At 45.5% G+C, this 23,284-nt stretch carries 18 protein-coding genes and 1 pseudogene; 12 read left to right on the top strand and 7 right to left on the bottom strand.

Annotated elements, in window-relative coordinates:
- Nucleotides 1-27: 27 nt before the first annotated feature.
- From acs to L2W36_RS23555, 8 genes are all read left to right on the top strand, one after another.
- Nucleotides 28-1,977: an acetate--CoA ligase gene (gene acs / locus L2W36_RS23590; protein WP_006073433.1), complete on the top strand. Its 1,950-nt coding sequence runs from the start codon at nt 28-30 to the stop codon at nt 1,975-1,977.
- A gap of 275 nt (nt 1,978-2,252) precedes the next feature.
- A complete protein-coding gene (gene aroQ / locus L2W36_RS23585; protein WP_006073432.1) occupies nt 2,253-2,702 on the top strand; it encodes a type II 3-dehydroquinate dehydratase in 450 nt (149 codons plus the stop codon).
- A 61-nt stretch (nt 2,703-2,763) separates the two neighbouring features.
- A complete protein-coding gene (gene accB / locus L2W36_RS23580; protein ID WP_006073430.1) occupies nt 2,764-3,234 on the top strand; it encodes an acetyl-CoA carboxylase biotin carboxyl carrier protein in 471 nt (156 codons plus the stop codon).
- 15 nt (nt 3,235-3,249) lie between these two features.
- Nucleotides 3,250-4,593: an acetyl-CoA carboxylase biotin carboxylase subunit gene (accC, locus tag L2W36_RS23575; RefSeq protein WP_038223863.1), complete on the top strand. Its 1,344-nt coding sequence runs from the start codon at nt 3,250-3,252 to the stop codon at nt 4,591-4,593.
- Between the two features lie 106 nt (nt 4,594-4,699).
- Nucleotides 4,700-5,581, top strand: a complete 882-nt coding sequence (gene prmA, locus L2W36_RS23570) for a 50S ribosomal protein L11 methyltransferase (protein ID WP_031494195.1) — start codon at nt 4,700-4,702, stop codon at nt 5,579-5,581.
- Between the two features lie 200 nt (nt 5,582-5,781).
- On the top strand, nt 5,782-6,750 hold the full coding sequence (dusB, locus tag L2W36_RS23565; protein ID WP_031494196.1) for a tRNA dihydrouridine synthase DusB: 969 nt from the start codon (nt 5,782-5,784) through the stop codon (nt 6,748-6,750).
- 23 nt (nt 6,751-6,773) lie between these two features.
- Nucleotides 6,774-7,070, top strand: a complete 297-nt coding sequence (fis, locus tag L2W36_RS23560; protein WP_006073423.1) for a DNA-binding transcriptional regulator Fis — start codon at nt 6,774-6,776, stop codon at nt 7,068-7,070.
- A gap of 287 nt (nt 7,071-7,357) precedes the next feature.
- Nucleotides 7,358-9,001: a methyl-accepting chemotaxis protein gene (locus tag L2W36_RS23555; RefSeq protein WP_236111750.1), complete on the top strand. Its 1,644-nt coding sequence runs from the start codon at nt 7,358-7,360 to the stop codon at nt 8,999-9,001.
- Between the two features lie 148 nt (nt 9,002-9,149).
- Here L2W36_RS23555 and L2W36_RS23550 read toward each other — a convergent pair whose 3' ends face one another.
- The 4 genes from L2W36_RS23550 to zntR form a co-directional block, all read right to left on the bottom strand.
- Nucleotides 9,150-11,288, bottom strand: a complete 2,139-nt coding sequence (locus L2W36_RS23550) for a lysine decarboxylase CadA (RefSeq protein WP_236111749.1) — start codon at nt 11,286-11,288, stop codon at nt 9,150-9,152.
- Nucleotides 11,289-11,390: 102 nt separating this feature from the next.
- Nucleotides 11,391-12,737: a cadaverine/lysine antiporter gene (gene cadB, locus L2W36_RS23545; RefSeq protein ID WP_006073415.1), complete on the bottom strand. Its 1,347-nt coding sequence runs from the start codon at nt 12,735-12,737 to the stop codon at nt 11,391-11,393.
- A gap of 413 nt (nt 12,738-13,150) precedes the next feature.
- Nucleotides 13,151-14,743, bottom strand: a complete 1,593-nt coding sequence (cadC, locus tag L2W36_RS23540) for a lysine decarboxylation/transport transcriptional activator CadC (protein ID WP_236111748.1) — start codon at nt 14,741-14,743, stop codon at nt 13,151-13,153.
- 172 nt (nt 14,744-14,915) lie between these two features.
- Complete coding sequence (gene zntR / locus L2W36_RS23535; protein WP_006073412.1) at nt 14,916-15,311, bottom strand: Zn(2+)-responsive transcriptional regulator; 396 nt, start codon at nt 15,309-15,311, stop codon at nt 14,916-14,918.
- Nucleotides 15,312-15,342: 31 nt separating this feature from the next.
- On the opposite strand from zntR, the pseudogene L2W36_RS27465 reads away from it, so the two are divergent.
- From L2W36_RS27465 to purD, 3 genes and pseudogenes are all read left to right on the top strand, one after another.
- Nucleotides 15,343-15,438: pseudogene (locus L2W36_RS27465) on the top strand (phosphoribosylamine--glycine ligase); the annotation flags it as partial.
- 159 nt (nt 15,439-15,597) lie between these two features.
- Nucleotides 15,598-17,190 (top strand): bifunctional phosphoribosylaminoimidazolecarboxamide formyltransferase/IMP cyclohydrolase, encoded by a 1,593-nt coding sequence (gene purH / locus L2W36_RS23530; protein ID WP_236111747.1) that lies wholly within the window; start codon nt 15,598-15,600, stop codon nt 17,188-17,190.
- Between the two features lie 85 nt (nt 17,191-17,275).
- Nucleotides 17,276-18,565 carry a phosphoribosylamine--glycine ligase gene (gene purD / locus L2W36_RS23525; protein WP_006073407.1) on the top strand — a complete coding sequence of 430 codons (1,290 nt, stop codon included), beginning with the start codon at nt 17,276-17,278 and terminating at the stop codon, nt 18,563-18,565.
- 80 nt (nt 18,566-18,645) lie between these two features.
- Here purD and L2W36_RS23520 read toward each other — a convergent pair whose 3' ends face one another.
- The gene (locus L2W36_RS23520) at nt 18,646-19,338 is read right to left on the bottom strand and encodes a DUF1481 domain-containing protein (protein ID WP_006073405.1); all 693 of its coding nucleotides are present in this window, start codon (nt 19,336-19,338) and stop codon (nt 18,646-18,648) included.
- Between the two features lie 207 nt (nt 19,339-19,545).
- On the bottom strand, nt 19,546-19,818 hold the full coding sequence (hupA, locus tag L2W36_RS23515; protein WP_006073404.1) for a nucleoid-associated protein HU-alpha: 273 nt from the start codon (nt 19,816-19,818) through the stop codon (nt 19,546-19,548).
- Between the two features lie 318 nt (nt 19,819-20,136).
- Between hupA and L2W36_RS23510 the strand changes: the two genes are divergently transcribed.
- Complete coding sequence (locus L2W36_RS23510) at nt 20,137-21,267, top strand: CNNM domain-containing protein (RefSeq protein WP_236111746.1); 1,131 nt, start codon at nt 20,137-20,139, stop codon at nt 21,265-21,267.
- A gap of 61 nt (nt 21,268-21,328) precedes the next feature.
- On the opposite strand, the gene L2W36_RS23505 is transcribed toward L2W36_RS23510, so the two are convergent.
- Entirely contained in the window at nt 21,329-23,218 is a 1,890-nt protein-coding gene (locus L2W36_RS23505; RefSeq protein ID WP_236111745.1) for a putative ATP-dependent zinc protease, read from the bottom strand.
- Nucleotides 23,219-23,284 lie beyond the last annotated feature (66 nt).

The raw sequence follows: 23,284 nt of genomic DNA, 5'->3' as shown, positions 1-23,284 counted from the left end.
AAAGCTCAATTCACAAGGAGAGAAGCAATGAGTGAAGTTCATGTTTATCCGGTAAAAGAAAATATTAAAACAAACACTCACGCGGATGACGACACTTACCTATCCATGTACCAACAATCCGTCAGCGATCCTGAAGCCTTCTGGGGTGAGCATGGAAAAATCGTTGATTGGATTAAGCCATTTACCAAAGTAAAGCAAACCTCATTCGACACTGGACACGTTGATATTCGTTGGTTTGAAGATGGCACCCTGAACGTATCTGCCAACTGTATCGATCGTCACTTAGCGGATAAAGGTGATGAGGTTGCCATTATTTGGGAAGGCGACAACCCAGAAGATGACAAGACTCTAACTTTCAATGAGCTTCATAAAGAAGTGTGTAAGTTCTCTAATGCATTAAAAGCTCAAGGAGTTCACAAAGGCGATGTCGTCTGCCTCTATATGCCAATGGTGCCAGAAGCCGCCATCGCTATGTTAGCTTGTACTCGTATTGGTGCAGTTCATACGGTGGTATTTGGTGGTTTCTCGCCTGAAGCACTCTCTGGACGCATTATCGACTCCGATGCCAAGGTCGTTATTACGGCGGACGAAGGAGTACGTGGTGGACGTGCAGTTCCACTTAAGAAAAATGTCGATGAAGCACTGACCAATCCAGATGTAAAAACCATTAGCAAAGTGATGGTGCTAAAACGCACCGGAGGCGATGTCGAATGGCACGAGCACCGCGACGTTTGGTGGCATGAAGCGACAGCACAAGCTTCTGACGTTTGTCCTCCAGAAGAGATGAAAGCGGAAGATCCGCTGTTTATTCTGTACACCTCTGGCTCTACTGGTAAGCCAAAAGGTGTACTTCATACTACTGGTGGTTATCTCGTATACGCCACCATGACCTTTAAATACGTTTTCGATTATCAACCAGGTGAAACCTTCTGGTGTACCGCTGATGTAGGTTGGATCACTGGCCATACTTATTTGGTTTATGGACCACTGGCAAACGGGGCTAAAACGATTCTATTCGAAGGTGTCCCAAACTATCCTGACACAAGTCGTATGAGCGAAGTAGTTGATAAGCATCAGGTTAATATTCTTTATACCGCTCCAACAGCAATCCGCGCATTAATGGCTAAAGGTGATGAAGCTGTCAAAGGCACGACTCGCGATAGTCTGCGCATCATGGGCTCGGTTGGTGAACCTATTAACCCAGAAGCCTGGGAATGGTATTACAAGACCATCGGCAATGAGAAATCACCAATCGTCGATACATGGTGGCAGACTGAGACGGGTGGCATTCTTATTACCCCATTACCAGGGGCAACCGAACTTAAACCTGGCTCAGCAACACGTCCATTCTTTGGTGTTCAACCTGCTCTGGTAGACAACATGGGCAATGTTATTGACGGTGCTACCGAAGGTAACCTTGTCATTCTAGATTCATGGCCAGGTCAGATGCGCACGGTTTATGGTGACCATGATCGCTTTGAGCAAACTTACTTCTCTACATTTAAAGGCATGTACTTTACTGGTGATGGTGCTCGTCGCGACGAAGATGGCTATTACTGGATTACTGGTCGTGTCGATGATGTGCTGAACGTCTCAGGCCACCGTATGGGTACCGCCGAAATTGAATCCGCTTTAGTTGCCTTCGATAAAATTGCTGAAGCGGCCATTGTTGGTATCCCACACGATATTAAAGGTCAGGCGATTTACGCTTATATCACTCTTAATGACGGTGAATTCCCATCGGCAGAACTGCATAAAGAAGTGAAAGATTGGGTGAGAAAAGAGATTGGCCCAATCGCTACACCAGATGTACTTCATTGGACTGACTCGTTACCTAAAACTCGTTCAGGTAAAATCATGCGTCGTATCCTACGCAAAATTGCGACTGGTGATACTAGCAACCTTGGTGATACCTCGACCTTGGCAGATCCAAGCGTCGTAGATAAGCTGATTGCGGAAAAAGCCGAACTTGCTTAACTTATTTGACACTTAATCAACAAACCGCCCGCTTTTCGGGCGGTTTTTTTGTATCAGGATTTATCAAGGTGACGTCAAAATGTGCTCTGTGTTGCAATTTTTCTGACAGACAAGAGGTGATTAGACCAGTAAATTGCTGCTAAATGCTGTGAATTAGCTATAATCTTGGTCAATTTTTAAAAATATGATGGTTATGAGCTTTTCATACCCTCATTTTTTTATGTAGACTTGAAATAAATCACGTTTATTTCACGTTAACCGAAGATGGCGACATTATGGCAGCAAAGTCACGAATTCTAGTTTTAAATGGACCAAATCTTAACCTCTTAGGTCTAAGAGAACCTGGTCATTATGGAAATGAAACACTAGCGCAAATCGTTGATAACTTAACTGATCAAGCATCACTTGCGGATATTGAATTGTCCCATCTCCAGTCAAATCGTGAATATGAACTGATTGAAGCCATCCATGCTGCGCATGGTAATACTGATTTTATCATTATTAACCCTGCTGCTTTTACGCACACGAGTGTTGCACTACGTGATGCATTACTGGGTGTTTCAATCCCATTTATTGAAGTGCACTTATCTAACGTTCATGCCCGAGAAACATTCCGTCATCATTCTTATTTGTCTGATGTTGCCCAAGGTGTTATCTGCGGATTGGGTTCGCAAGGCTATGAATTTGCGCTTTCAGCTGCCATTAAAGCCCTGAAAGCAAAATAACCAAATACTCTACGGCTCAATATTTGAGGCCGTCTTACTCACAAGATAAAGAGAAAGAAACATGGATATTCGTAAAATTAAAAAGCTAATTGAACTTGTAGAAGAATCTGGCATTGCAGAGCTAGAAATTTCTGAAGGTGAAGAATCGGTACGTATCAGCCGTAACAGTCCGGTCAGTGCAGCACCAGCACCAGTTCAATACGCAGCAGCACCTGCTCCAGCGGCAGCACCGGCACCTGCAGCAGCTCCTGCGGCGGCAGCGCCAGCAGCATCAGCAGACGAGCCAGCAGCTCCTGCGGGTCACCAAGTTCTTTCTCCAATGGTTGGTACGTTCTACAGCGCTCCAAGTCCAGATGCGAAACCATTTGTAAAAGTAGGCCAACAAGTTAACGCTGGCGATACTCTATGTATCGTTGAAGCGATGAAAATGATGAACCAAATCGAAGCAGACAAGTCTGGTGTGATTGCAGCAATCCTTGTTGAAGATGGCCAACCTGTTGAGTTCGATCAAGCTCTAGTAATTATCGAATAATAGAGAGCGCTCATTATGTTAGATAAATTAGTAATCGCGAACCGTGGTGAAATTGCACTACGTATTCTGCGAGCATGTAAAGAGCTAGGTATCAAAACGGTTGCTGTTCACTCAACGGCTGACCGCGATCTTAAGCACGTGCTACTAGCAGACGAAACCATTTGTATTGGTCCTGCACGCGGCATCGATAGCTACCTAAATATCCCACGCATCATTAGTGCAGCGGAAGTGACTGGTGCCGTTGCTATCCACCCGGGTTATGGTTTCCTATCTGAGAATGCTGACTTTGCTGAACAAGTAGAGCGTAGTGGTTTCATTTTTGTTGGTCCGAAAGCAGAAACGATTCGCCTGATGGGTGACAAAGTTTCGGCAATCAACTCGATGAAGAAGGCGGGTGTTCCTTGCGTGCCTGGTTCTGATGGTCCTTTAGACGACGACGAAACAAAGAACAAAGCGCACGCTAAGCGCATTGGCTACCCAGTCATCATCAAAGCCTCTGGTGGCGGCGGTGGTCGTGGTATGCGTGTTGTTCGTAGCGAAGGTGAGCTTATTGAAGCTATCGCTATGACACGTGCAGAAGCAAAAGCCGCTTTCAACAATGATATGGTTTACATGGAGAAATTCCTAGAAAATCCACGTCACGTTGAAGTTCAAGTGATTGCTGATGGCCAAGGTGGCGCAATTCACCTAGGTGAGCGCGACTGTTCTATGCAGCGTCGTCACCAAAAAGTAGTGGAAGAAGCTCCAGCTCCAGGCATTACAGAAGAAATGCGTAAGTACATCGGTGAGCGTTGTACTCGTGCATGTATTGAAATTGGTTACCGTGGTGCAGGTACGTTCGAATTCCTATACGAAAACGGTGAGTTCTACTTCATCGAAATGAACACTCGTATTCAGGTAGAGCACCCAGTAACAGAAATGGTAACGGGCGTAGACCTAATCAAAGAGCAGCTTCGTGTTGCTGCAGGCCAACCACTGTCTTTCACTCAAGATGACATCAAACTTCGTGGCCACGCTATCGAGTGTCGTATCAATGCGGAAGATCCTGAGCGTTTCTTACCATGTCCAGGTACTATCACGCGTTTCCACGCGCCAGGTGGTATGGGTGTACGTTGGGAATCTCATATCTACACTGGCTACACTGTGCCTCCTCACTACGACTCAATGATCGGTAAGCTAATCACTTTTGGTGAGAACCGAGATGTTGCCATTGCTCGTATGAAGAACGCACTGGGTGAGATGATTGTAGAAGGTATTAAAACTAATATCACACTTCAAGAATCGATTATGAATGATGAGAACTTCCAACACGGTGGTGCCAACATTCATTACCTAGAGAAAAAGCTTGGCATGAGCTAAGCCCTTTCTAAAAATACTAAAAACCCACTACGGTGGGTTTTTTTATGCTCACTTAACGCGAATCTGCTACACTCTGCGCAAAATTCGTCAAGCAAGGACCCAACTCATGCCTTGGATTCAAATCAAACTAAATGCAACCAACGAAAACGCTGAACAAATCGGCGATATGTTGATGGAAGAAACTGGCGCTCTATCCGTCACCTTCCTAGATGCACATGATACCCCTGTTTTTGAGCCGTTACCTGGCGAAACTCGTCTGTGGGGCGATACTGACATCGTAGCCCTGTACGATGCAGAAGCAGACACCAAGCTTATTTTGACCCAAATAACTGCGTCAAACATGCTCGCTGAGGGCTTTGCTCATAAAGTTGAACAGCTCGAAGACAAAGATTGGGAGCGTGAGTGGATGGAAAACTTCCACCCAATGAAGTTTGGCGAACGCTTGTGGATCTGCCCAAGCTGGCGCGATGTTCCAGAGCCAGATGCCGTAAATGTGATGCTAGACCCTGGTTTGGCTTTTGGCACAGGCACGCACCCTACTACAGCTCTGTGTCTTGAGTGGCTTGAATCTTTAGACCTTGCTGGTAAAACCGTTATCGACTTTGGTTGTGGCTCTGGGATCCTAGCAATCGCCGCGATCAAGCTTGGTGCAGCAAAAGTAATCGGGATCGACATCGATCCTCAAGCTCTAACCGCATCGAAAGATAACGCTGAGCGCAATGGCGTTGCTGACCAATTGGAGCTATTCCTACCACAAAACCAACCGGAAGGCTTAATTGCCGATGTGGTCGTTGCCAATATTCTTGCGGGTCCTCTTCGTGACCTATCTGGCATCATTAAAGGCTTAGTGAAAGAAGGTGGCCAACTTGCCATGTCTGGCGTGTTAGACACCCAAGCAGAAGATGTTGCGAACTATTACCGTGATGAGATGACTATCGACCCAATCGTTGAGCTCAATGAATGGTGCCGAATCTCGGGTAAAAAGTAACCATTATTATTTACAAAGCAGTGCGTTAGCTTGCTAACGCACTGCTTTTTTTTGTTGATACAGAATAGTTTTACCACTAAACGCCTGAAAATCAGGCAATTTGCAGAAACAAATTGTAAATGCTCAAATATTAGTCTTTTCACGCACCGAAAAAATGCGTAAAATGCGCGCCCTTGCTTGTGTAAACCTGTGGCAATGTTTTGAGAATCGGACAATACCAACTTAAGAACAATCTGATTGTGGCGCCTATGGCGGGTGTTACGGATAGACCGTTTCGAGAGTTGTGCCTTCGTTACGGTGCGGGAATGGCGGTCAGTGAAATGATGTCATCCAACCCGAAACTGTGGAAAACAGCTAAGTCACAGCAACGCATGGTGCACGAGGGTGAATCTGGTATTCGCTCGGTGCAAATAGCAGGTGCCGATCCCAAGCTTATGGCTGAGGCGGCACAATTCAGTGTTGAGAACGGTGCGCAAATCATCGACATCAACATGGGTTGCCCTGCTAAAAAAGTGAATAAAAAGCTCGCGGGCTCAGCTCTGCTTAAGTACCCAGACATTATCGAAGATATTCTGCGTACTGTGGTTGATGCCGTAGATGTCCCTGTGACATTGAAAACCCGTACAGGCTGGGATACGGACAATAAGAACTGTGTCCAAATTGCAAAACTAGCCGAAGACTGCGGCATACAAGCACTCGCCCTTCACGGTCGAACTAGAACTTGTATGTACAAAGGCGAGGCAGAATACGACAGCATCAAAGCGGTTAAAAACGCTATCTCTATACCGGTTATTGCTAACGGTGATATCGATAGCCCAGAGAAAGCGAAATTCGTACTGGATTATACCGGTGCAGACGCTTTGATGATTGGACGTCCGGCCCAAGGACGGCCATGGATTTTTGAGGAAATCCAACACTATTTGGAAAACGGTACACTGATGCCAGAGCGTCCCACCGAGGACGTACAAGGCATTTTGCTAGGTCATGTTCAGGCACTTCATCAGTTTTATGGTGAATATTTAGGTCCACGCATCGCTCGTAAGCATGTTGGCTGGTATTTAAAAGAGCATGAACAAGCCAGTGAGTTCCGCCGTGCCTTCAACGCGATTGAAGCGGCTAATGAGCAGCTAAACGCATTGCAAGGCTATTTTGAAAACGTTGCATCATAATTACGAGAAGAGCTAAACCGATTATGTTCGAACAAAATTTGACTTCAGAACCATTGACAGTTACTACAGTAACATCTCAAGACCAGATCACACAGAAGCCTCTACGCGACTCTGTAAAAGCGTCTCTAAAGAACTACCTTGCTCAATTAAATGGTCAAGACGTCACTGAATTGTATGAACTAGTTCTAGCGGAAGTAGAACAGCCGCTACTAGACACCATCATGCAGTACACTCGCGGTAACCAAACTCGCGCAGCAACTATGATGGGTATCAACCGCGGTACTCTTCGTAAGAAACTTAAGAAATACGGCATGAACTAATCCATTGTGATTGTTTTTGTGAAAAAGCCAGAGCCTAGCTCTGGCTTTTTTATTGTCTGTAGATCACAACTCTGTTGTTATCAGCCATATTGCATTCGATAAAACGGTACGTGGGTCAAATCTTAGACCATTAGGGAATAGCCGGATGTTTCACCATCACGTATCGTATAACACACAATAACCACAAAACCTTGTCAGACTGGCCACACAATAACAAACAATGAAAGTCAGCATACCAACTGCCCTGTTGGTAATGTGTTCACCTTTAAGAAAAAGGAGTTCTTAGGATGAATGCCAAATTTTTGCGCCGTAGCTCTATTCAAACTCGTCTCTATCTACTGATAGCGATTGTCTCCATCACGCTGATGGTCCCGCTCGTTCTCGCCCTAGTTGATTATCAACAGTCCTTAATAGCGGCAAAGAAAACTAAAACTCGCCACTTAGTTGAGAGTGCCTACTCGCTTGTCGACCATTACCACCAGCAACAATTGTCCGGTCAGTTGAGTCAACAGCAGGCTCAAGCAGCGGCCGCTAAAGCGATACAGAGTCTTCGTTATGAAGGGAACGATTATTTTTGGATTAACGATCTTACCCCCACCATGGTCATACACCCTATCAAGCCCCAGCTAAACGGGCAAAACCTTAGTCAAATTGCCGATCCCAGTGGCAAAAAACTGTTTGTTGAGATGGTGCAAGTTGCAAAACAACAACAAGCGGGCTTTGTACCTTATCTCTGGCCTAAACCTGGTTTAGAAACACCCGTAGAGAAAGTCTCTTATATCAAGGCCTTTAAGCCTTGGGGATGGATTATCGGTACTGGTGTCTATGCCGATGATGTTCAAGCGCAAGTCTGGCAAGCCATACAGAAAGTCTTGATAACCGTCTTGATTGCGTTGGGCTTTATGTTGGCATGTGCCACCCTCATCAGCCGTAGTATTGCGAAACCTTGCCGCGAAACATTAGAGGCACTGACAGAGATAGCCAGCGGTGACGGCGATCTATCGAAGAAGCTACCAGAGCAAGGCAATGATGAATTGAGCCATATTGCCGCTGCATTTAACCGCTTCACACATAAGTTGGAACATATCATTAGCGATATTAAGCCGGTAACCGACAACATCACCCAAGCTGCCATTTCCCTTAACGCTGTAGCACAAAACGGAGCGAGTCAGTCACAGCAGCAACAGCAAGCTGTGGATACCGTAGCGTCCGCTATGAACGAGTTGCATGCCAGTAACCAAGAAGTGGCCAACTCTGCTCAGCATGCCGCTCATGCTGCCACTTTAGCCAGTGAACAAGGACAGCAAGGTAGTGAAGTGATAGAACTTGCCGCGTCATACATGCAGTCCCTCTCAGAGCGTCTTACAGAAACGGATAACAACATCAAGCTACTGGCGAGTGACACCCAACAGGTAGGGGCTGTTTTAGAGGTGATTCGTGGCGTGGCTGAACAAACCAATTTGCTCGCGCTCAATGCCGCTATCGAAGCGGCTCGTGCGGGAGAGCAGGGTCGAGGCTTTGCGGTGGTTGCAGATGAAGTTCGCACATTGGCCACCCGCACTCAAAGCAGCACGGACGAAATCGAACTGATTATTCAGAAGTTGCAAAATCAAGCGGCGCAAGTAAGTCAATCGATGACCCAAACTCAGCAACAGTCACAACAAACATTAGAACAAGCGAGCAACGCCAAGCTCGCGCTGCAAGAGATTGACACCCAAGTGAACGCTATCGTTGCGCTGAATCAGCAAATCGCTGAAGCCAGTTCACAGCAAACCTTGGCGACTGACGAAATTAGCCAGAACTTAACACAAATTGCTGATCACGGTAATCAGTCAGCTCTAGAAGCTCAAAAACTGGCTCAAGCCAGTGAGCGGTTAATGGAAAACGGCCATCAACTCAGTTCTGGTATAAGCACCTTTAAAGTCTCTTAGCCTTAAGTACTAAGAATAAAAAAGGCGAACAGTCACGCTGTTCGCCTTTGATATTAAGCGGTCGTCAATCGGGGTAGCGGCCACTCTCTAGGATGAGTGCATCAAGATGGAGCATGCAAAACGACATCAGACGCCCTAATCAATCTATTTATTGGTCTTTCAATACTTTAACGGTATAGCAGCCATCTTTCTGACGATAAACACCGTGAATATCAGTCTCAAAGCCTGGGTAATGCGCGCCGATTTCACACAGCATTTCCAAGAAATCCAACACAGGACGTGAACTATCAGTCACCATTTCACCCGGTAACACAAGTGGCACACCTGGAGGATAAGGTAAGATCATATTAGCACTGACACGACCCACCATCTCTTTTAAGTTAATCTCCTCAATTTGACCACGTAGCTCTTGTTGCCAAGCCGCATGTGGTGTGACTTTCATTTCAGGCAGAACATCGAATGCTTTGTACATCAATTCTGGTAATTGGTATTTCATTGTTAGCTCATGAATACCCTGAGCCACCTCTTGGATGCGTTTGCCTTCATAGAAATGAGGGTCTTCTTGGTATAGTGACGGCAACATAGTACGTATGGTTAGGTTAAGGTCGAAACCGCGTTTAAACTCGGTTAAACCGCGCAGCAGTTGCATTGCTTTAGATTTATCGATACCAATGGAAAACAAGAACAACAAATTGTATGGGCCTGTTTTCTCCACCACGATACCGCGTTCGTCAAGGTATTTAGCAACTAGGGAAGCCGGAATACCGGTTGATTCCATCTCACCAGACTTACTCATACCCGGAGTCAATAACGTGATTTTGATTGGATCTAAGTACATGTGCTCATCGTCTAGATCTTTAAATCCATGCCATGTCTCTTTAGGATCCAATTTCCAGCATTCTGTTGTGTCGATGTTGTCAGGCTGCCATACATCGAAGAACCATCCTTCACTCTCATCTCTAAGGCGTTTGATCTCTTTACGGAAACGAATCGCACGATCGATAGAGTCTTGCATCAATTTACGGCCAGTATTACCACGCATCATTGCCGCTGCCGTTTCTGTTGATGCCACAATACCGTATTGTGGTGAGGTTGAAGTGTGCATCATAAATGCCTCATTGAAAGAAGCTTTATCAAACTCACCTTTAATGTGAATCATGGAAGCTTGAGAGAAGGCTGCTAACAATTTGTGAGTCGATTGTGTCTCATAGAACACTTTACCCGGCATTGCTTCACCGCTCATGCCACACTTGCCATCATAAATAGCGTTGAAATTAGTGTAAGGCACCCAAGCACTGTCAAAATGAATGTGCTTACAATCCAAAGACTCTTTGATGAACTGGGTATTGTAAAGTAGACCATCATACGTTGAGTTAGTGACTACCGCATAGGTCGGTGCGCTAGCCCCTTCAGTATTTGCTACTTTGTTAGCAATAACCTCACGGCTAAACTCGCGTTGTGGAATCCCCCCAAGAATACCGTAAGCATTGCGAGTTGGACGGAAGTAAATCGGTGTCACGTCGCTCATCATCATTAAATGAGTTAGTGACTTATGACAGTTACGATCCACAAGCACAGTACTGCCTGCTGGCGCTGAGTACATACCAACGATTTTGTTCGATGTCGATGTACCGTTAGTTACAATATAAGAACTATCCGCGTTAAATGTTCTCGCGATATACTCTTCCGCTTCTTTGTGCGGACCAGAATGATCAAGTAACGACCCTAGTTCAGGCATAGAGATTGAGACATCGGCCTTGAAGGTGTTTGGTCCATAGAAGTCGTAGAAAATACTTCCCGCAGGGCTTTTTTGGAATGCCGTGCCTCCCATATGTCCTGGAGTACAGAAAGTGTATTTTCCTTCTTCGACATATTTAAATAACGCTTTAGTGAATGGCGGCATGATAGCGTTTTTATACGCTTCCGTTGCTTGGTTCACTTTGATGACAATATCGTCCGCCATACCTAAAGCGTACTCAAAGAAGCTGACATTTAAACGCAGATCCGTCAGTGAAATATCCAATGTAGATTGGTCATTAGCAAATGCATGTACTGGCAGCTTCTCATTTACTGCGCTGATGCGCTCACAAAGATTGAGCGAGTATTTATCCCAGTCAAACAGCACACCACAGACGCGGGGATTCATTTCAATCAGTTTAATTAGGTCTTTGTCGTCAACTGGGTAAACTACGTCATAACCTGCTTTTTCTAGCGCAGCGTGCAGTTGACGAACAGGCTCTTCTTTGAAGAACACACCCATGTGATTAAGGATTGCGAAAATATTCATTTGGACATCTCCAAGGTGAATGAGGGCGCTCCCTGCCAAAGACAGTGAGTAAATAGAGCGCCTAGGAATAAATGGGCTGGTGCACTTCGCACCAGCGAAGAATTAGTGACTCGCTTGCTGCGAAGACAGTTCGTTAGGGTGTTGCTCCATGTACTGAGCTAAGCCCGCTTTTTTGCTGTAGAACATCAAGATGATGAGTGACATGATAAAGGTGGCTGTTAATGTTGTTCCTTCTGCTCCTGCTAATGCCACCATGCAGAACAAGCATGCGATACCAGAGAAGAACATCACGAAACCATTGCGAGTCGTCATACCTTCAAAACGAATCAAGTTAATGCTGGAGTAGAAGTAAGGCAGCATAGTGAGCAATACGGCATCAGTCGTCAGTTGATTAAATAGGTCTGCCGCATGAGCAGTTTTTGAACTGAACACCATCAATACACACATTAACGCTGTCATTTTGATTGAAGCGAGAATGAGACCTTTTCTAGGAACACCATTTTTATCGACTTCACCATAAATTTTCGGGAAGTTGCCATCATTGGCCGCCCGTTTACCGGCTTCACCCACCAACATCATCCAAGAACCCAAAGAGGTAAAACAGGCCAGTGCAGTGAAAGCGGCAACGAAAGGCGCAGTCCAGTGACCAAAGATCTCTGTGGTAGCTAGTGCAAACGGTGCACCAGATGCAGCGACTTCAGAAGCAGGGAACATACCGCTGATCATTTGAGTCGACACAATGTAAATCACACCAGCAATAGCGGTCCCTAACATGGTTGCTAGTGGAACAGTACGTTTTGGGTTATCCACCATACCGGAGGACACCGCTGCTGATTCAACACCAACAAAAGACCATAGACAAATCAATACCGCCGCGATAACAGCGTGACTATCACTGCCTGCAGAGACATTCCAGTTTTGGCTGTACAACGCAGGTTCAAAGTGCGTCCAACCAAATAACGCTGTACCGAGCACAGGGATGAGGATAAGCACAAGCCCCAATGTACATAAGCGGCTAACCCAACTACCACCAAGCAAGTTCACCATAGTGAATACCCAAACCGAGGCAATCGTCGCAAGACCAGCAGGAATCGGGTTGTTTAAGACTGGGAAAAAGACCGAGAGATAAGAAACACCTGTAATTGCAATCGCTAAATTACCGATCCAGTTTGCGTGGTAATAGAGCACACCGGTTTGGAAGCCAAACACAGGAGAAATTTCACCGGCATACGCGATAGGTCCCCCCTCTTGAGGGTTCTTCGTTGCCAAACGTGCAAACACAAATGCAAGGCTCAACGCGCCAACAATACATATCACCCAGCTATAGAGTGAAATGGAACCCACAGCCGCCAGGCTCGATGGTAACAACGCAATACCACTGCCCATCATGTTACCCGCCACAACACCAGTACAGGCAATGAGGCCGATTTTCTTTGTATTCGATGACATAACATCTCCAAATTAGTTCTACTTGAACGTCATGCGTTCAAACTGAAGCCGATTCGAGATGTCACCGTAAGAAGGTTGAGCAACACCTCGTGAATTTTCGAGATGCAGGTTACGCCCAATTTCAAGCAAAGAAATCAATCTGAAGTTATCAATAAAACCATTAGCTAGAAACGTTCAACCTTGATATAAACCTTATCAAAAAATAAAATTAAACCGTTAAAAAACAATAAGATGAAGAAAATAAACTACCAAGCTAAACCATTCTAAAAATATCAAGGTGAGCCTTTATCACCAAAAACGTACTTTCCTGATATCAAGACAGCCCTATGCCAGATACAAAAACGCCCTCCAATAAGGAGGGCGAGTATTTGAGTATGGGTGCGCTACTGAATTCTCTACGCGCTCAACAAGGATTAGATAAGTCGGACAACAGAAGGATGAACTGCACGATACATGGCGTGGTCAATCTGTTTTAGATTGCTATAAAAAATCAGATTTTCGCACAACAAGTAGGTTTCTACGGACGTATCAATATAGAAGGCTTCACTGTAGGCCTCACTTGCACTATCCACATCCCCTGATAACTCAGCGTGCTTACCTTTAATGATATAAGCCAACACAGAATCACGAAGTTGAAGCGCTTGGTTCAGGTAGGCGGCGGCCTGCTCTTGGTCTCCCACCATGGTTTCATGTAAAGACAGTGCCTCGTAGATACGCGGTTGTATCGGTCCATTCGATGTCGCAAGGTATTGTTTTAGCGCACCACTGAGTTTGCCTAGCTTCTCTTGGGCTAAAGGGCTACTCTCGTCTAAAGCACTTCTAACATAATAGGCGGCCAGCAATTCAGACTGTACATAGGCGTTATCCGGCTCTTGCTCTACCACCTTTTCCAACAAATCAATGCCATATTGGAACTGCCTAACATCAGACATATTCAAATAATGGTTAGCACGAATAAACAACCCTAGTGCTTCAGGGTCACTAGGTACTCCAGCCATCATGGTCACCGCACGTTGCTCAGCATTGGCTACATTAAGCACTCGCATCAAATCTAAGGAGCTTTGTTTGAGTACAGATTTCAAATGCTTGTCGGCTAAGGCATATTGACGGCTAAACAACACTTTTTCGGAGGAGTTATCTCGATATTCCAATTCAAGAAAGTCGCGGCCATCGTCTTCATCCACTCTTACCAGTACAGTTTTACCGGGGACAATTCCCGTTTTGAATGCCGTTTTATGCAGCATCACCCGATAGCCACTGACTTGAGTAATATCCGACATCAACTTTTGAGCAAAACCATCCGCCAGTTCATAACTGCGCCCCAAGCTGCGGATACCATCTTGAAACTCAAACTCGATAAGATGCGTATCGATAACCTGAGTTATGCTCACTTCCGACTGCTGGTAGGTAAAAATGCCAATCGCGGCCACCAAAATACCAATCCAAATTGCGTTGATAACCCCTAAACGCCATGGACTTAACAGGCGTTTGGGCTTTTTACTTCGCGTTGCCTTCTGCTTCTGGTACAGAGCTCGAGTCAATGGCGCAGCCGGAAAAGCGATCGCTTCCTGAGTATCGGTGTCACTCTCCGCAACTATTGGATCGGATTTAGAGTGTAACGTTAACGTCTCCGAACTTGCAGGGGCAATAGAAGAAGATCGATATTGAAGAAATTGCTCTGGCGTCATTGGTGTGACGGCAGCCACTAGTTTGTAGCCACGTTTGGGCACCGTTCCGACATAATGCAGATTCTCTTCACGACCATCTCGGAGGATTTTTCGCAGTTCAAACACAGACTGAGTCACAACCTGATCAGTGACAATGGCGCCGTCCCAAACGTAACGAATTAGTTCATCGCGACAGTAGACTTGGCCAGAGTGTTCGGCTAAGAAATGTAATAGATTGATTAAGCGTGGTTCAACAGAGACTTCCCTATCTTGTCGATACAGCTTATTTTCATCAACACTGAGAACCCAGTCGTTGATTTGAAAATAGACCTCTACCATATGAATTTTCGTCTCTCACATACACGTCCCCGCACTTTATAGCCCCACGCTACCAGCGGATGACGGTGGAAAGGCGCGATTATAGAGGTCTTGAGAGTTTTCACCTATACAATGCCGATGATCAAAGGTGCAAACTAAGGTTGGTAGCCTCGCGGATAGCTATGAGGTGTGGTTATTCCAACGCCGCTAATATAGAGCAATGACTGGCATCATGACCATGCCCACAACACGCGTCATTGATTTTTTTCAACGCGGTCCGAATACGTGTTAGCTCCGCTATTTTCTCATCGATGATGCTAAGTTTGGCAGAGGTGATAGCTTTCACCTCTGCACAGCTATGCTCGGTAGCTTCAAGTTTAATGCCTAGCAGTTCTTTGATTTCGTCTAGGCTCAAGCCGAGCTCTTTGGCTTTTAAAATAAAGCTAACCTGCTTTTGGCTCTCTTCATTATAAAGACGATACCCAGATTCACTGCGCCCTGCGGGAGCGATAAGTTGGTTTTTCTCATAAAATCGCAACGTATCCGCTGTGACTTTGCAGCGTTTTGCTAACTCACCTATCTGAAACATAACCGTTTAAATTAACCTCTTTGTTACAAAACTGGCCTATAATCCTTTTTTTTGCACTTTTTTTTGCGATGCCAAACGATTGCGCGAGCTTTTTTGTAATAGATTGGTTAGAATACGCGCCATCGACACAAATGATGCTTTTTTGCTCAAGGATAATTGCCAAAGTATTAGTGACCTGTCCCTATGATGGTGCAAGCCACGCTATTTTGGCAACTATCTTTATGCCGTAGGTATAAACACCTACACACAGCAACGTTAACTCCGTGATTTTGAGGAAGACAGAAGCATGAATAACGCTCGTCCAATTCGCCGCGCTCTTATCAGCGTATCTGACAAAACTGGTATTGTTGAGTTTGCCGAAGCGCTAGCACAACGTGGTGTTGATATCCTATCAACAGGTGGTACAGCTCGCCTACTTGCAGAGAAAGGCATCGCAGTAACTGAAGTATCTGACTACACAGGCTTCCCTGAAATGATGGATGGTCGCGTCAAGACTCTGCACCCTAAAGTTCATGGTGGTGTGCTAGGTCGTCGCGGTCAAGACGACGCTGTTATGGAAACACACGGTATCAACCCTATCGATATGGTTGTCGTTAACCTTTATCCATTCGCAGAGACGGTTGCTAAAGAAGGCTGCACGCTAGAAGACGCCGTTGAGAACATCGATATCGGTGGTCCAACTATGGTTCGCTCTGCTGCGAAAAACCACAAAGACGTGACTATCGTTGTTAACGCCCACGACTATGACCGCGTTATTGCTGAAATGGACGCAAACGAAAAGTCTCTGACTCTAGAGACACGTTTTGACCTAGCTATCGCTGCGTTCGAGCACACAGCTTCTTACGACGGCATGATTGCTAACTACTTCGGTACTATGGTTCCATCTTACGGTGAGAACAAAGAGGGTGATGAAGAGTCTAAATTCCCACGTACGTTCAACCAACAGTTCGTGAAGAAACAAGACATGCGCTACGGTGAAAACAGCCACCAAGACGCTGCATTCTACGTAGAAGCAAACCCAGAAGAAGCGTCTGTATCTACCGCTCACCAAATTCAAGGTAAAGCGCTGTCTTACAACAACATCGCTGACACTGACGCTGCACTTGAGTGTGTGAAAGAGTTTGATGAGCCAGCTTGCGTTATCGTTAAGCACGCAAACCCATGTGGTGTTGCTCTGGGTAAAGACATCCTTGAAGCGTATGACCGCGCTTACAAAACTGACCCAACATCAGCGTTTGGCGGCATCATCGCCTTCAACCAAGAGCTAGATGCAGAAACAGCGAAAGCCATTGTTGAGCGTCAGTTCGTTGAAGTGATTATCGCACCTTCTGTTTCAGCTGAAGCAGTAGAAGTGGTTGCCGCTAAGAAAAACGTTCGCCTACTAGAGTGTGGCGAGTGGACAACTAAAACAACTGGTTTTGACGTTAAGCGCGTTAACGGTGGTCTTCTGGTTCAAGACCGTGACCAAGGCATGGTATCACTTGATGACCTTAAAGTAGTCTCTAAGCGTCAACCGACCGAAGAAGAGCTGAAAGATGCACTATTCTGCTGGAAAGTGGCTAAATACGTGAAATCCAATGCGATCGTTTACTCGAAAGGCGACATGACTATCGGCGTAGGTGCTGGTCAAATGAGCCGCGTGTACTCTGCGAAAATTGCTGGTATCAAAGCTGCTGACGAAGGTCTGCAGGTTGAAGGCTGCGTAATGGCATCAGATGCGTTCTTCCCGTTCCGTGATGGCATTGACGCTGCAGCAGAAGCTGGCATCAAGTGCGTTATCCAACCAGGTGGCTCTATGCGCGATGACGAAGTTATCGCAGCCGCTGATGAGCATGGCATGGCGATGATCTTCACAGGCATGCGCCACTTCCGTCACTAATTACTCGTCGCATTTGGTGCTGTAGCCACATTAGTGCTGCAACACCAACTGCTTAGAGTAATCCAAATTTTGAAAGGATTATTAAATGAACGTTCTAATTATTGGTGCTGGTGGTCGTGAGCACGCTCTGGGTTGGAAAGTGGCTCAGAATCCAAATGTTGAAACTGTTTTCGTAGCACCAGGCAATGCAGGTTCTGCGCTTGAGCCTAAGCTAGAGAACGTTGCGATTGACGTTGAAGACATTCAAGGTCTGGTTGCGTTTGCAAAAGATAAAAACATCGAGCTAACGATTGTTGGTCCTGAAGCACCGCTTGTGATTGGTGTTGTTGATGCATTCCAAGAAGCGGGTCTAGCGATCTTTGGTCCTACTCAAGCTGCAGCTCAGCTAGAAGGCTCAAAAGCGTTCACCAAAGACTTTTTAGCTCGTCACGCTATCCCAACTGGCGCTTATGCTAACTTCACGGAAATTGAACCTGCACTGGCTTACGTTCGTGAGCAAGGCGCACCAATCGTTGTTAAGGCTGATGGTCTTGCTGCTGGTAAAGGTGTTATCGTTGCGATGACGCTTGAAGAAGCAGAAGATGCAATCAAAGACATGCTAGCTGGCAACGCATTTGGTGACGCTGGTAGCCGCGTGGTTATTGAAGAGTTCCTAGATGGCGAAGAAGCAAGCTTCATCGTGATGGTTGATGGCGAAAATGTATTGCCAATGGCAACGAGCCAAGACCACAAACGTGTTGGTGATAAGGACACAGGTCCTAACACTGGTGGTATGGGCGCATACTCACCTGCTCCAGTGGTTACTCAAGAAATCCACAACCGCATCATGGAAGAAGTTATCTATCCAACGGTTCGCGGTATGGCGTCAGAAGGAAACCCATACACAGGTTTCCTATACGCGGGTCTAATGATCGACAAAGACGGTACGCCTAAAGTTATCGAATACAACTGTCGTTTCGGCGACCCAGAAACACAACCTATCATGATGCGTATGCAATCAGACATGGTTGAGCTTTGCCAAGCTGCAATCGACAAGAAGCTAGACCAAGTCGAGTCTAAGTGGGATCCACGTGCATCTATCGGTATCGTTCTAGCGGCAGGTGGCTACCCAGCGTCTTACAACAAGGGCGATGTTATCTCTGGTCTACCAACAACAGAAGTGGAAGGCGAGAAAGTATTCCACGCAGGTACAGCAGACAAAGACGGCAATGTTGTGACTAACGGTGGTCGAGTGCTCTGTGCAACTGCACTGGGCAACACTGTATCTGAAGCTCAAGCACGTGCTTATGAGCTAACCAAAAAAATCAGCTGGGACGGCATGTTCCACCGTAACGACATCGGCTATCGTGCCATTGCACGCGAGCAAGGCGAGTAGCTTCGCTCTATCGAACGGTAGCAAAAAGGCGCTCAATTGAGCGCCTTTTTTTATTCTGTAGTCTAGTCACCTTGTGCTGGTTATTCAGTGGCAAGCACTGGACGTTTAATGCAATCGGTCGAACCATCAGAGAGCATTAGCAATTGTTCTACTTTTGCTCCAGTCAGTCGAGTACTGCCTAAAAACGCGACATAGCTTTCCACTTCCGCCAAACGCTGCACAACAAAATCTGGCAAACTCTGTTCAAACTTAATATTGTTAAATTCAATACCGCTACAGGTTTCCAACGATTTTCCATCCCAATGACCTTGGATAAGCTCTAAACCATCACTATCCTGCTCTTTTACTCTTTCCACAAGTAAGTCAGCTTCACGTTGGTAGTTTTCTAACTGAGCACGTTTAATAGGTAGGACTTTGCCATTTCGACGGTATTGTTGATAAATAGCTTCGCCATCTTTATTGAAGCGCACGTGAATACGGTAATTGACTGAACCTGACTCAAGCTCATTCTGTACCCCTTCTCGCACAAACTCACGCAGTGTGTCACCGCTCCAACGATAATTGGACTTATACCAACCATAGTCATTCATATTGACATAGTCAGCAGCACTGAACGGTTTTGTCAGCCGCTCGGTATACCAATACAAACTCGTTGCATCCCCTAACGTTTGACCACCTGTGTATTCCGAATACTGATTCAGAGATGGTGACGGAGAAGAAGAGCAACCAGCGAGCGTTGCAACTAATAGTGATACCAACAGAGTTTTCTTCATTGATGTCTATAACCTCAAACAAAAGCAACGTAGGCAAACAACAGCTTCTACTTACTGTAGGACAGCGTGAATGACAAGGCGTTCACTTCAATTCAGAGTATTGGGGAGAGATTGATGGATAAGCGCATTACATCGGCTAACACGTTTATCGATCAACCGCAGAGGAAGGAAAACAGCACCGATGAAAACTCATCGGTGCTGTAGAAATTATTTAACTGCGTCTTTTAGCGCTTTACCAGCTACGAAAGCTGGAACGTTCGCTGCAGCGATTTGGATTTCTTCACCAGTTTTTGGATTACGACCAGTGCGAGCTGCACGGTGGTTTACTTTGAACGTACCAAAACCAATTAGTTGAACTTGGTCACCTTCAGTTAGCGCTTCAGAAACACCTGAAAGCGTCGCTTCAAGCGCTGCTTTAGCTTGTGCTTTAGATAGGTCTGCTTTCTCAGCGATAAAGTCGATTAATTGGGTCTTGTTCATTAGGTTTCCCTTCTTCATGTTATCGAGTTAGAGCCCACTCTAAATCATAAAGCCCCCATCTGGCAAAGGTTTGTAGCCGATCTTTCTCACTTATGACCGAGATTTAACCGTTTTATGAGCAATAACTCACAATTTGTTACGTGAAGATTGAGTTTGAAACCTTGTAATTTATTGCATAAAGTCCCATAAATGCACTGCCGCACAATTAATAAGCCTGATAAATCTATTGCGCGGCTACTGTTTTTTAAGCACTCACCAACAATGCACAGGCTCATTTGCAGCAAAGTTAGGTTGATGTGTGCACATATTAGGAAATGAATGTTTCTTTTAACGGTTTACATAGCGATCGCTATCGGTGTTTCTTTTATCTGTTCTGTGCTTGAAGCGGTGTTACTTAGTATTACACCAAGCTACCTGGCTCAGCTTCGCCAACAAGAACACCCTGCAGCAGAAAAGCTTAGCAAGCTTAAAGCTGAACTCGATCGACCATTGGCTTCTATTTTGACGCTTAACACTATCGCGCACACTATCGGTGCAGCAACGGCAGGTGCACAAGCTGCTAAAGTGTTTGGTAGTCAATGGCTAGGCGTTTTCTCAGCGGTACTGACATTAGGTATTTTAGTGTTGTCAGAGATCGTCCCGAAAACCATTGGTGCAACCTACTGGCGTCAGCTTGCTCCTACCGCAGCCACGATTTTACGTTGGATGGTATGGGCACTAACTCCATTTGTTTGGTTTTCTGAGCAAATCACTAAGCGTCTGGCTCGTGGCCATGAAGCGCCAAAGATGCGTGATGAGCTGTCTGCGATGGCGATGTTGGCAAAAGAAAGTGGTGAGTTTGCTGAGGGTGAATCCAATATCTTGAACAATATTCTTAATATTCAAGATATTCCGGTAACGCAAGTTATGACACCGCGCCCGGTGGTTTTCCGCGTTGCAGCTGAAATGACCATCAATGAATTCTTGGATCAACACAAAGAGACTCCTTTCTCTCGTCCGCTGGTCTATAGCCAACAAAAAGACAATATCCTCGGGTTTGTACACCGTCTGGAATTGTTTAAGTTGCAGCAACAAGGCAGTGGGGAAAAGCAGTTAGGCTCTGTAATGCGTCCTATCCACGTGTTGTTTAACACGATTATGTTGCCTAAAGCCTTTGAGCAAATGATGGCTGCACGCCTACAGATTGCAATGATTGTAGACGAATATGGCACCATTCAAGGCATCATTACACTCGAGGATATTTTTGAGCACTTACTAGGCCAAGAGATCGTCGACGAAGCAGACAAAACCACAGACATGCAAGAACTGGCTTACCAGCGTTGGGAACACTGGAAAGAGAAGCACAGTATGATCGATGGTTCTGATGATGAAGAATACGAAGAAGTCGACAACAACTCAGAGTCAGAAAAGAAAATCGATGCCGACATCAAAAAAGATGAACAGCAATAATCTCTAGAAAATAAAACGGCAGCGCTTAGGCGCTGCCGTTTTTTATTGGCTTACGTTTGAGTTAGTGACTGCCGATATCATTTCCTAAAAGGAAGTTCTCATCACTACTGACCACCACACCATACTTAAGGAAGTTTTTCCCTAAAATCATACTGTAGTGGAAACGAGAGCGGTCTTGTAGGTTGACTCGAACCGTCTTCTCGACATCGCCAAGTTTCACCCGCATTTCAACCACTGGGCGTACATTGGCTTTTTCACCCGCCTTCGCTTTGATGCGCATTACATCCACCACTTCACGGGTGAATTCTTGTTTCATCCCCATATCATTGGCATAAGTGAAGGTCACCATGTCTTTACCGTCTTTCTTGAACTGTTTAATATCCAATGCATTCATTGAACTAACATCAGCGCCGGTATCAAGTTTCACAGGGAACTTCAAGCCTTCTACCGTTGCATTCTCAATATGACCTGCGGTAAAGATAGGATAGGCGTCCAGCAGATTTTCGCTTCGAGTATTCACCAAGACACCCGCTTTCGTCGCTTTCTTACCTATGATGAAATAAGGCTCTTCACCTTCATCGCTATCCAACGCTTCCAAAGCAAATTCAACTGTCACTTCTTTGTCGCCAACAATGAACTCACCGTCGACAACAGGACGCACCGTATCACCTACTTTGATTTTACGAAGAATGGTCTTGCGGATTTTTTCTTCGTTACCTTGGTCGTTAGATAAGTAGTACTCCACTTTATCACGACCTTTAGCTTCAATCATTTCAAAGCTAGCGACTTTTAATAACGGCGTGCTAACCGCAAAAGAAGGCTCAGCGTTTAACTTGTAGCCATCAAGAATCAGACTTTCCACAGGAGAAACCACCAGCGGTTTATTCTTCATACGAGACTCAAAGCTTTGCTTCTTTTTGTCTAGCTTATCTTTGGCACCCGTATCGACAATAAAGTTCTTACTGAGTGTATCTAAACCCAATCGAAGCTGAGTACTATATTTGGAGCGATCTTTTAAATACACCTGAATCGTCTGCTCAAAGTCTTTACCACCTTTGAACGGCACAAAAATAACTGGGTATTCATTACCACTGACAGAGAGCATTTTCACCAGAGGATACGTCACACGCTTTTTCGCGTTTTCTTTCCCCGCTAAGTCAAAGCTCACGCTGTTATCTTTTTTATTTACTTCGACATTCTGAGCATTAAGAATGCTGTAGTTATTTTGCAAAGATAGGCTTACATCGACTGGCACACCATCAACTTCACCAGACTCACGACGACCAATAACTTGAGCGTCTTTCTGTTCTTGCAAATAGTCGTAACCAGCCATGACCCAGGCATTGTCAGCTAAGAATGTTTTACCAATTAAGATAGGAGCACTAAAACCACTTCGGTCAGTTAAGTTCACTTCGGTTTCTACTGTTTTACCTGCAATGGTCAGCGGCAGGGTAATCACAGGGCGATAGATAGGTGTCGCACTGGTTCGGCTACGAATCACACTGGTGCGCGTCAAAGGTCGCTCCATAGTGATTTTCTCTCCAGTGTATGGATGACGAAGCGTAAAAGTCACCATACCACCGAAGTTTCGTTCTTCATTATCAAATTCTTCTAGCCACCAGTCACTGGCAGAGCCGCCATACTCATCTACGATGGTCTGCAACAGCTTCTCATCAGTTAACCCTTGGTACTTTGGGTTGTCGCTGGTGACATGGATATCTTCAGCGTGCATCGATGTAGTGTCCGCACCAGTATCAATCTTGCCAACAAAAGGGATACCTTTAAGTGCATCAATATCTTGATAGTACACACTCTCAACGCGACCTAAGACGAGTTTATCTTCGATAGAAAGTACAGGTTCTTGAGTAGTAGAGAGATCTGGTGCAGCCATAGCCCACCCACTGGTCATTGAGGCGAGAATTAACGCCAACTTAGTTGCTGTTCTATTCATTTTAATACATCCATTCATTGACCGACTTTTAATACCCCGTTTGTCTTGAGACAACGGCCACTGTAA

The organism is Vibrio sp. McD22-P3 (assembly GCF_021568915.1).
In the GTDB taxonomy this organism is placed as follows: domain Bacteria; phylum Pseudomonadota; class Gammaproteobacteria; order Enterobacterales; family Vibrionaceae; genus Vibrio; species Vibrio mediterranei.
This window is presented reverse-complemented; position numbering and strand designations above follow the sequence as displayed.

Excerpts from the sequence above, each read along its gene's own strand:
- acs (WP_006073433.1), top strand. The coding sequence starts at position 28 with ATGAGTGAAGTTCATGTTTATCCGGTAAAAGAAAATATTAAAACAAAC.
- L2W36_RS23555 (WP_236111750.1), top strand. The coding sequence starts at position 7,358 with ATGAATGCCAAATTTTTGCGCCGTAGCTCTATTCAAACTCGTCTCTAT.
- aroQ (WP_006073432.1), top strand. The coding sequence starts at position 2,253 with ATGGCAGCAAAGTCACGAATTCTAGTTTTAAATGGACCAAATCTTAAC.
- L2W36_RS23550 (WP_236111749.1), bottom strand. The coding sequence starts at position 11,288 with ATGAATATTTTCGCAATCCTTAATCACATGGGTGTGTTCTTCAAAGAA.
- L2W36_RS23505 (WP_236111745.1), bottom strand. The coding sequence starts at position 23,218 with ATGAATAGAACAGCAACTAAGTTGGCGTTAATTCTCGCCTCAATGACC.
- accB (WP_006073430.1), top strand. The coding sequence starts at position 2,764 with ATGGATATTCGTAAAATTAAAAAGCTAATTGAACTTGTAGAAGAATCT.
- L2W36_RS23520 (WP_006073405.1), bottom strand. The coding sequence starts at position 19,338 with ATGAAGAAAACTCTGTTGGTATCACTATTAGTTGCAACGCTCGCTGGT.
- prmA (WP_031494195.1), top strand. The coding sequence starts at position 4,700 with ATGCCTTGGATTCAAATCAAACTAAATGCAACCAACGAAAACGCTGAA.
- L2W36_RS23510 (WP_236111746.1), top strand. The coding sequence starts at position 20,137 with ATGTTTCTTTTAACGGTTTACATAGCGATCGCTATCGGTGTTTCTTTT.
- cadC (WP_236111748.1), bottom strand. The coding sequence starts at position 14,743 with ATGGTAGAGGTCTATTTTCAAATCAACGACTGGGTTCTCAGTGTTGAT.
- cadB (WP_006073415.1), bottom strand. The coding sequence starts at position 12,737 with ATGTCATCGAATACAAAGAAAATCGGCCTCATTGCCTGTACTGGTGTT.
- accC (WP_038223863.1), top strand. The coding sequence starts at position 3,250 with ATGTTAGATAAATTAGTAATCGCGAACCGTGGTGAAATTGCACTACGT.
- purH (WP_236111747.1), top strand. The coding sequence starts at position 15,598 with ATGAATAACGCTCGTCCAATTCGCCGCGCTCTTATCAGCGTATCTGAC.
- purD (WP_006073407.1), top strand. The coding sequence starts at position 17,276 with ATGAACGTTCTAATTATTGGTGCTGGTGGTCGTGAGCACGCTCTGGGT.
- fis (WP_006073423.1), top strand. The coding sequence starts at position 6,774 with ATGTTCGAACAAAATTTGACTTCAGAACCATTGACAGTTACTACAGTA.
- hupA (WP_006073404.1), bottom strand. The coding sequence starts at position 19,818 with ATGAACAAGACCCAATTAATCGACTTTATCGCTGAGAAAGCAGACCTA.
- zntR (WP_006073412.1), bottom strand. The coding sequence starts at position 15,311 with ATGTTTCAGATAGGTGAGTTAGCAAAACGCTGCAAAGTCACAGCGGAT.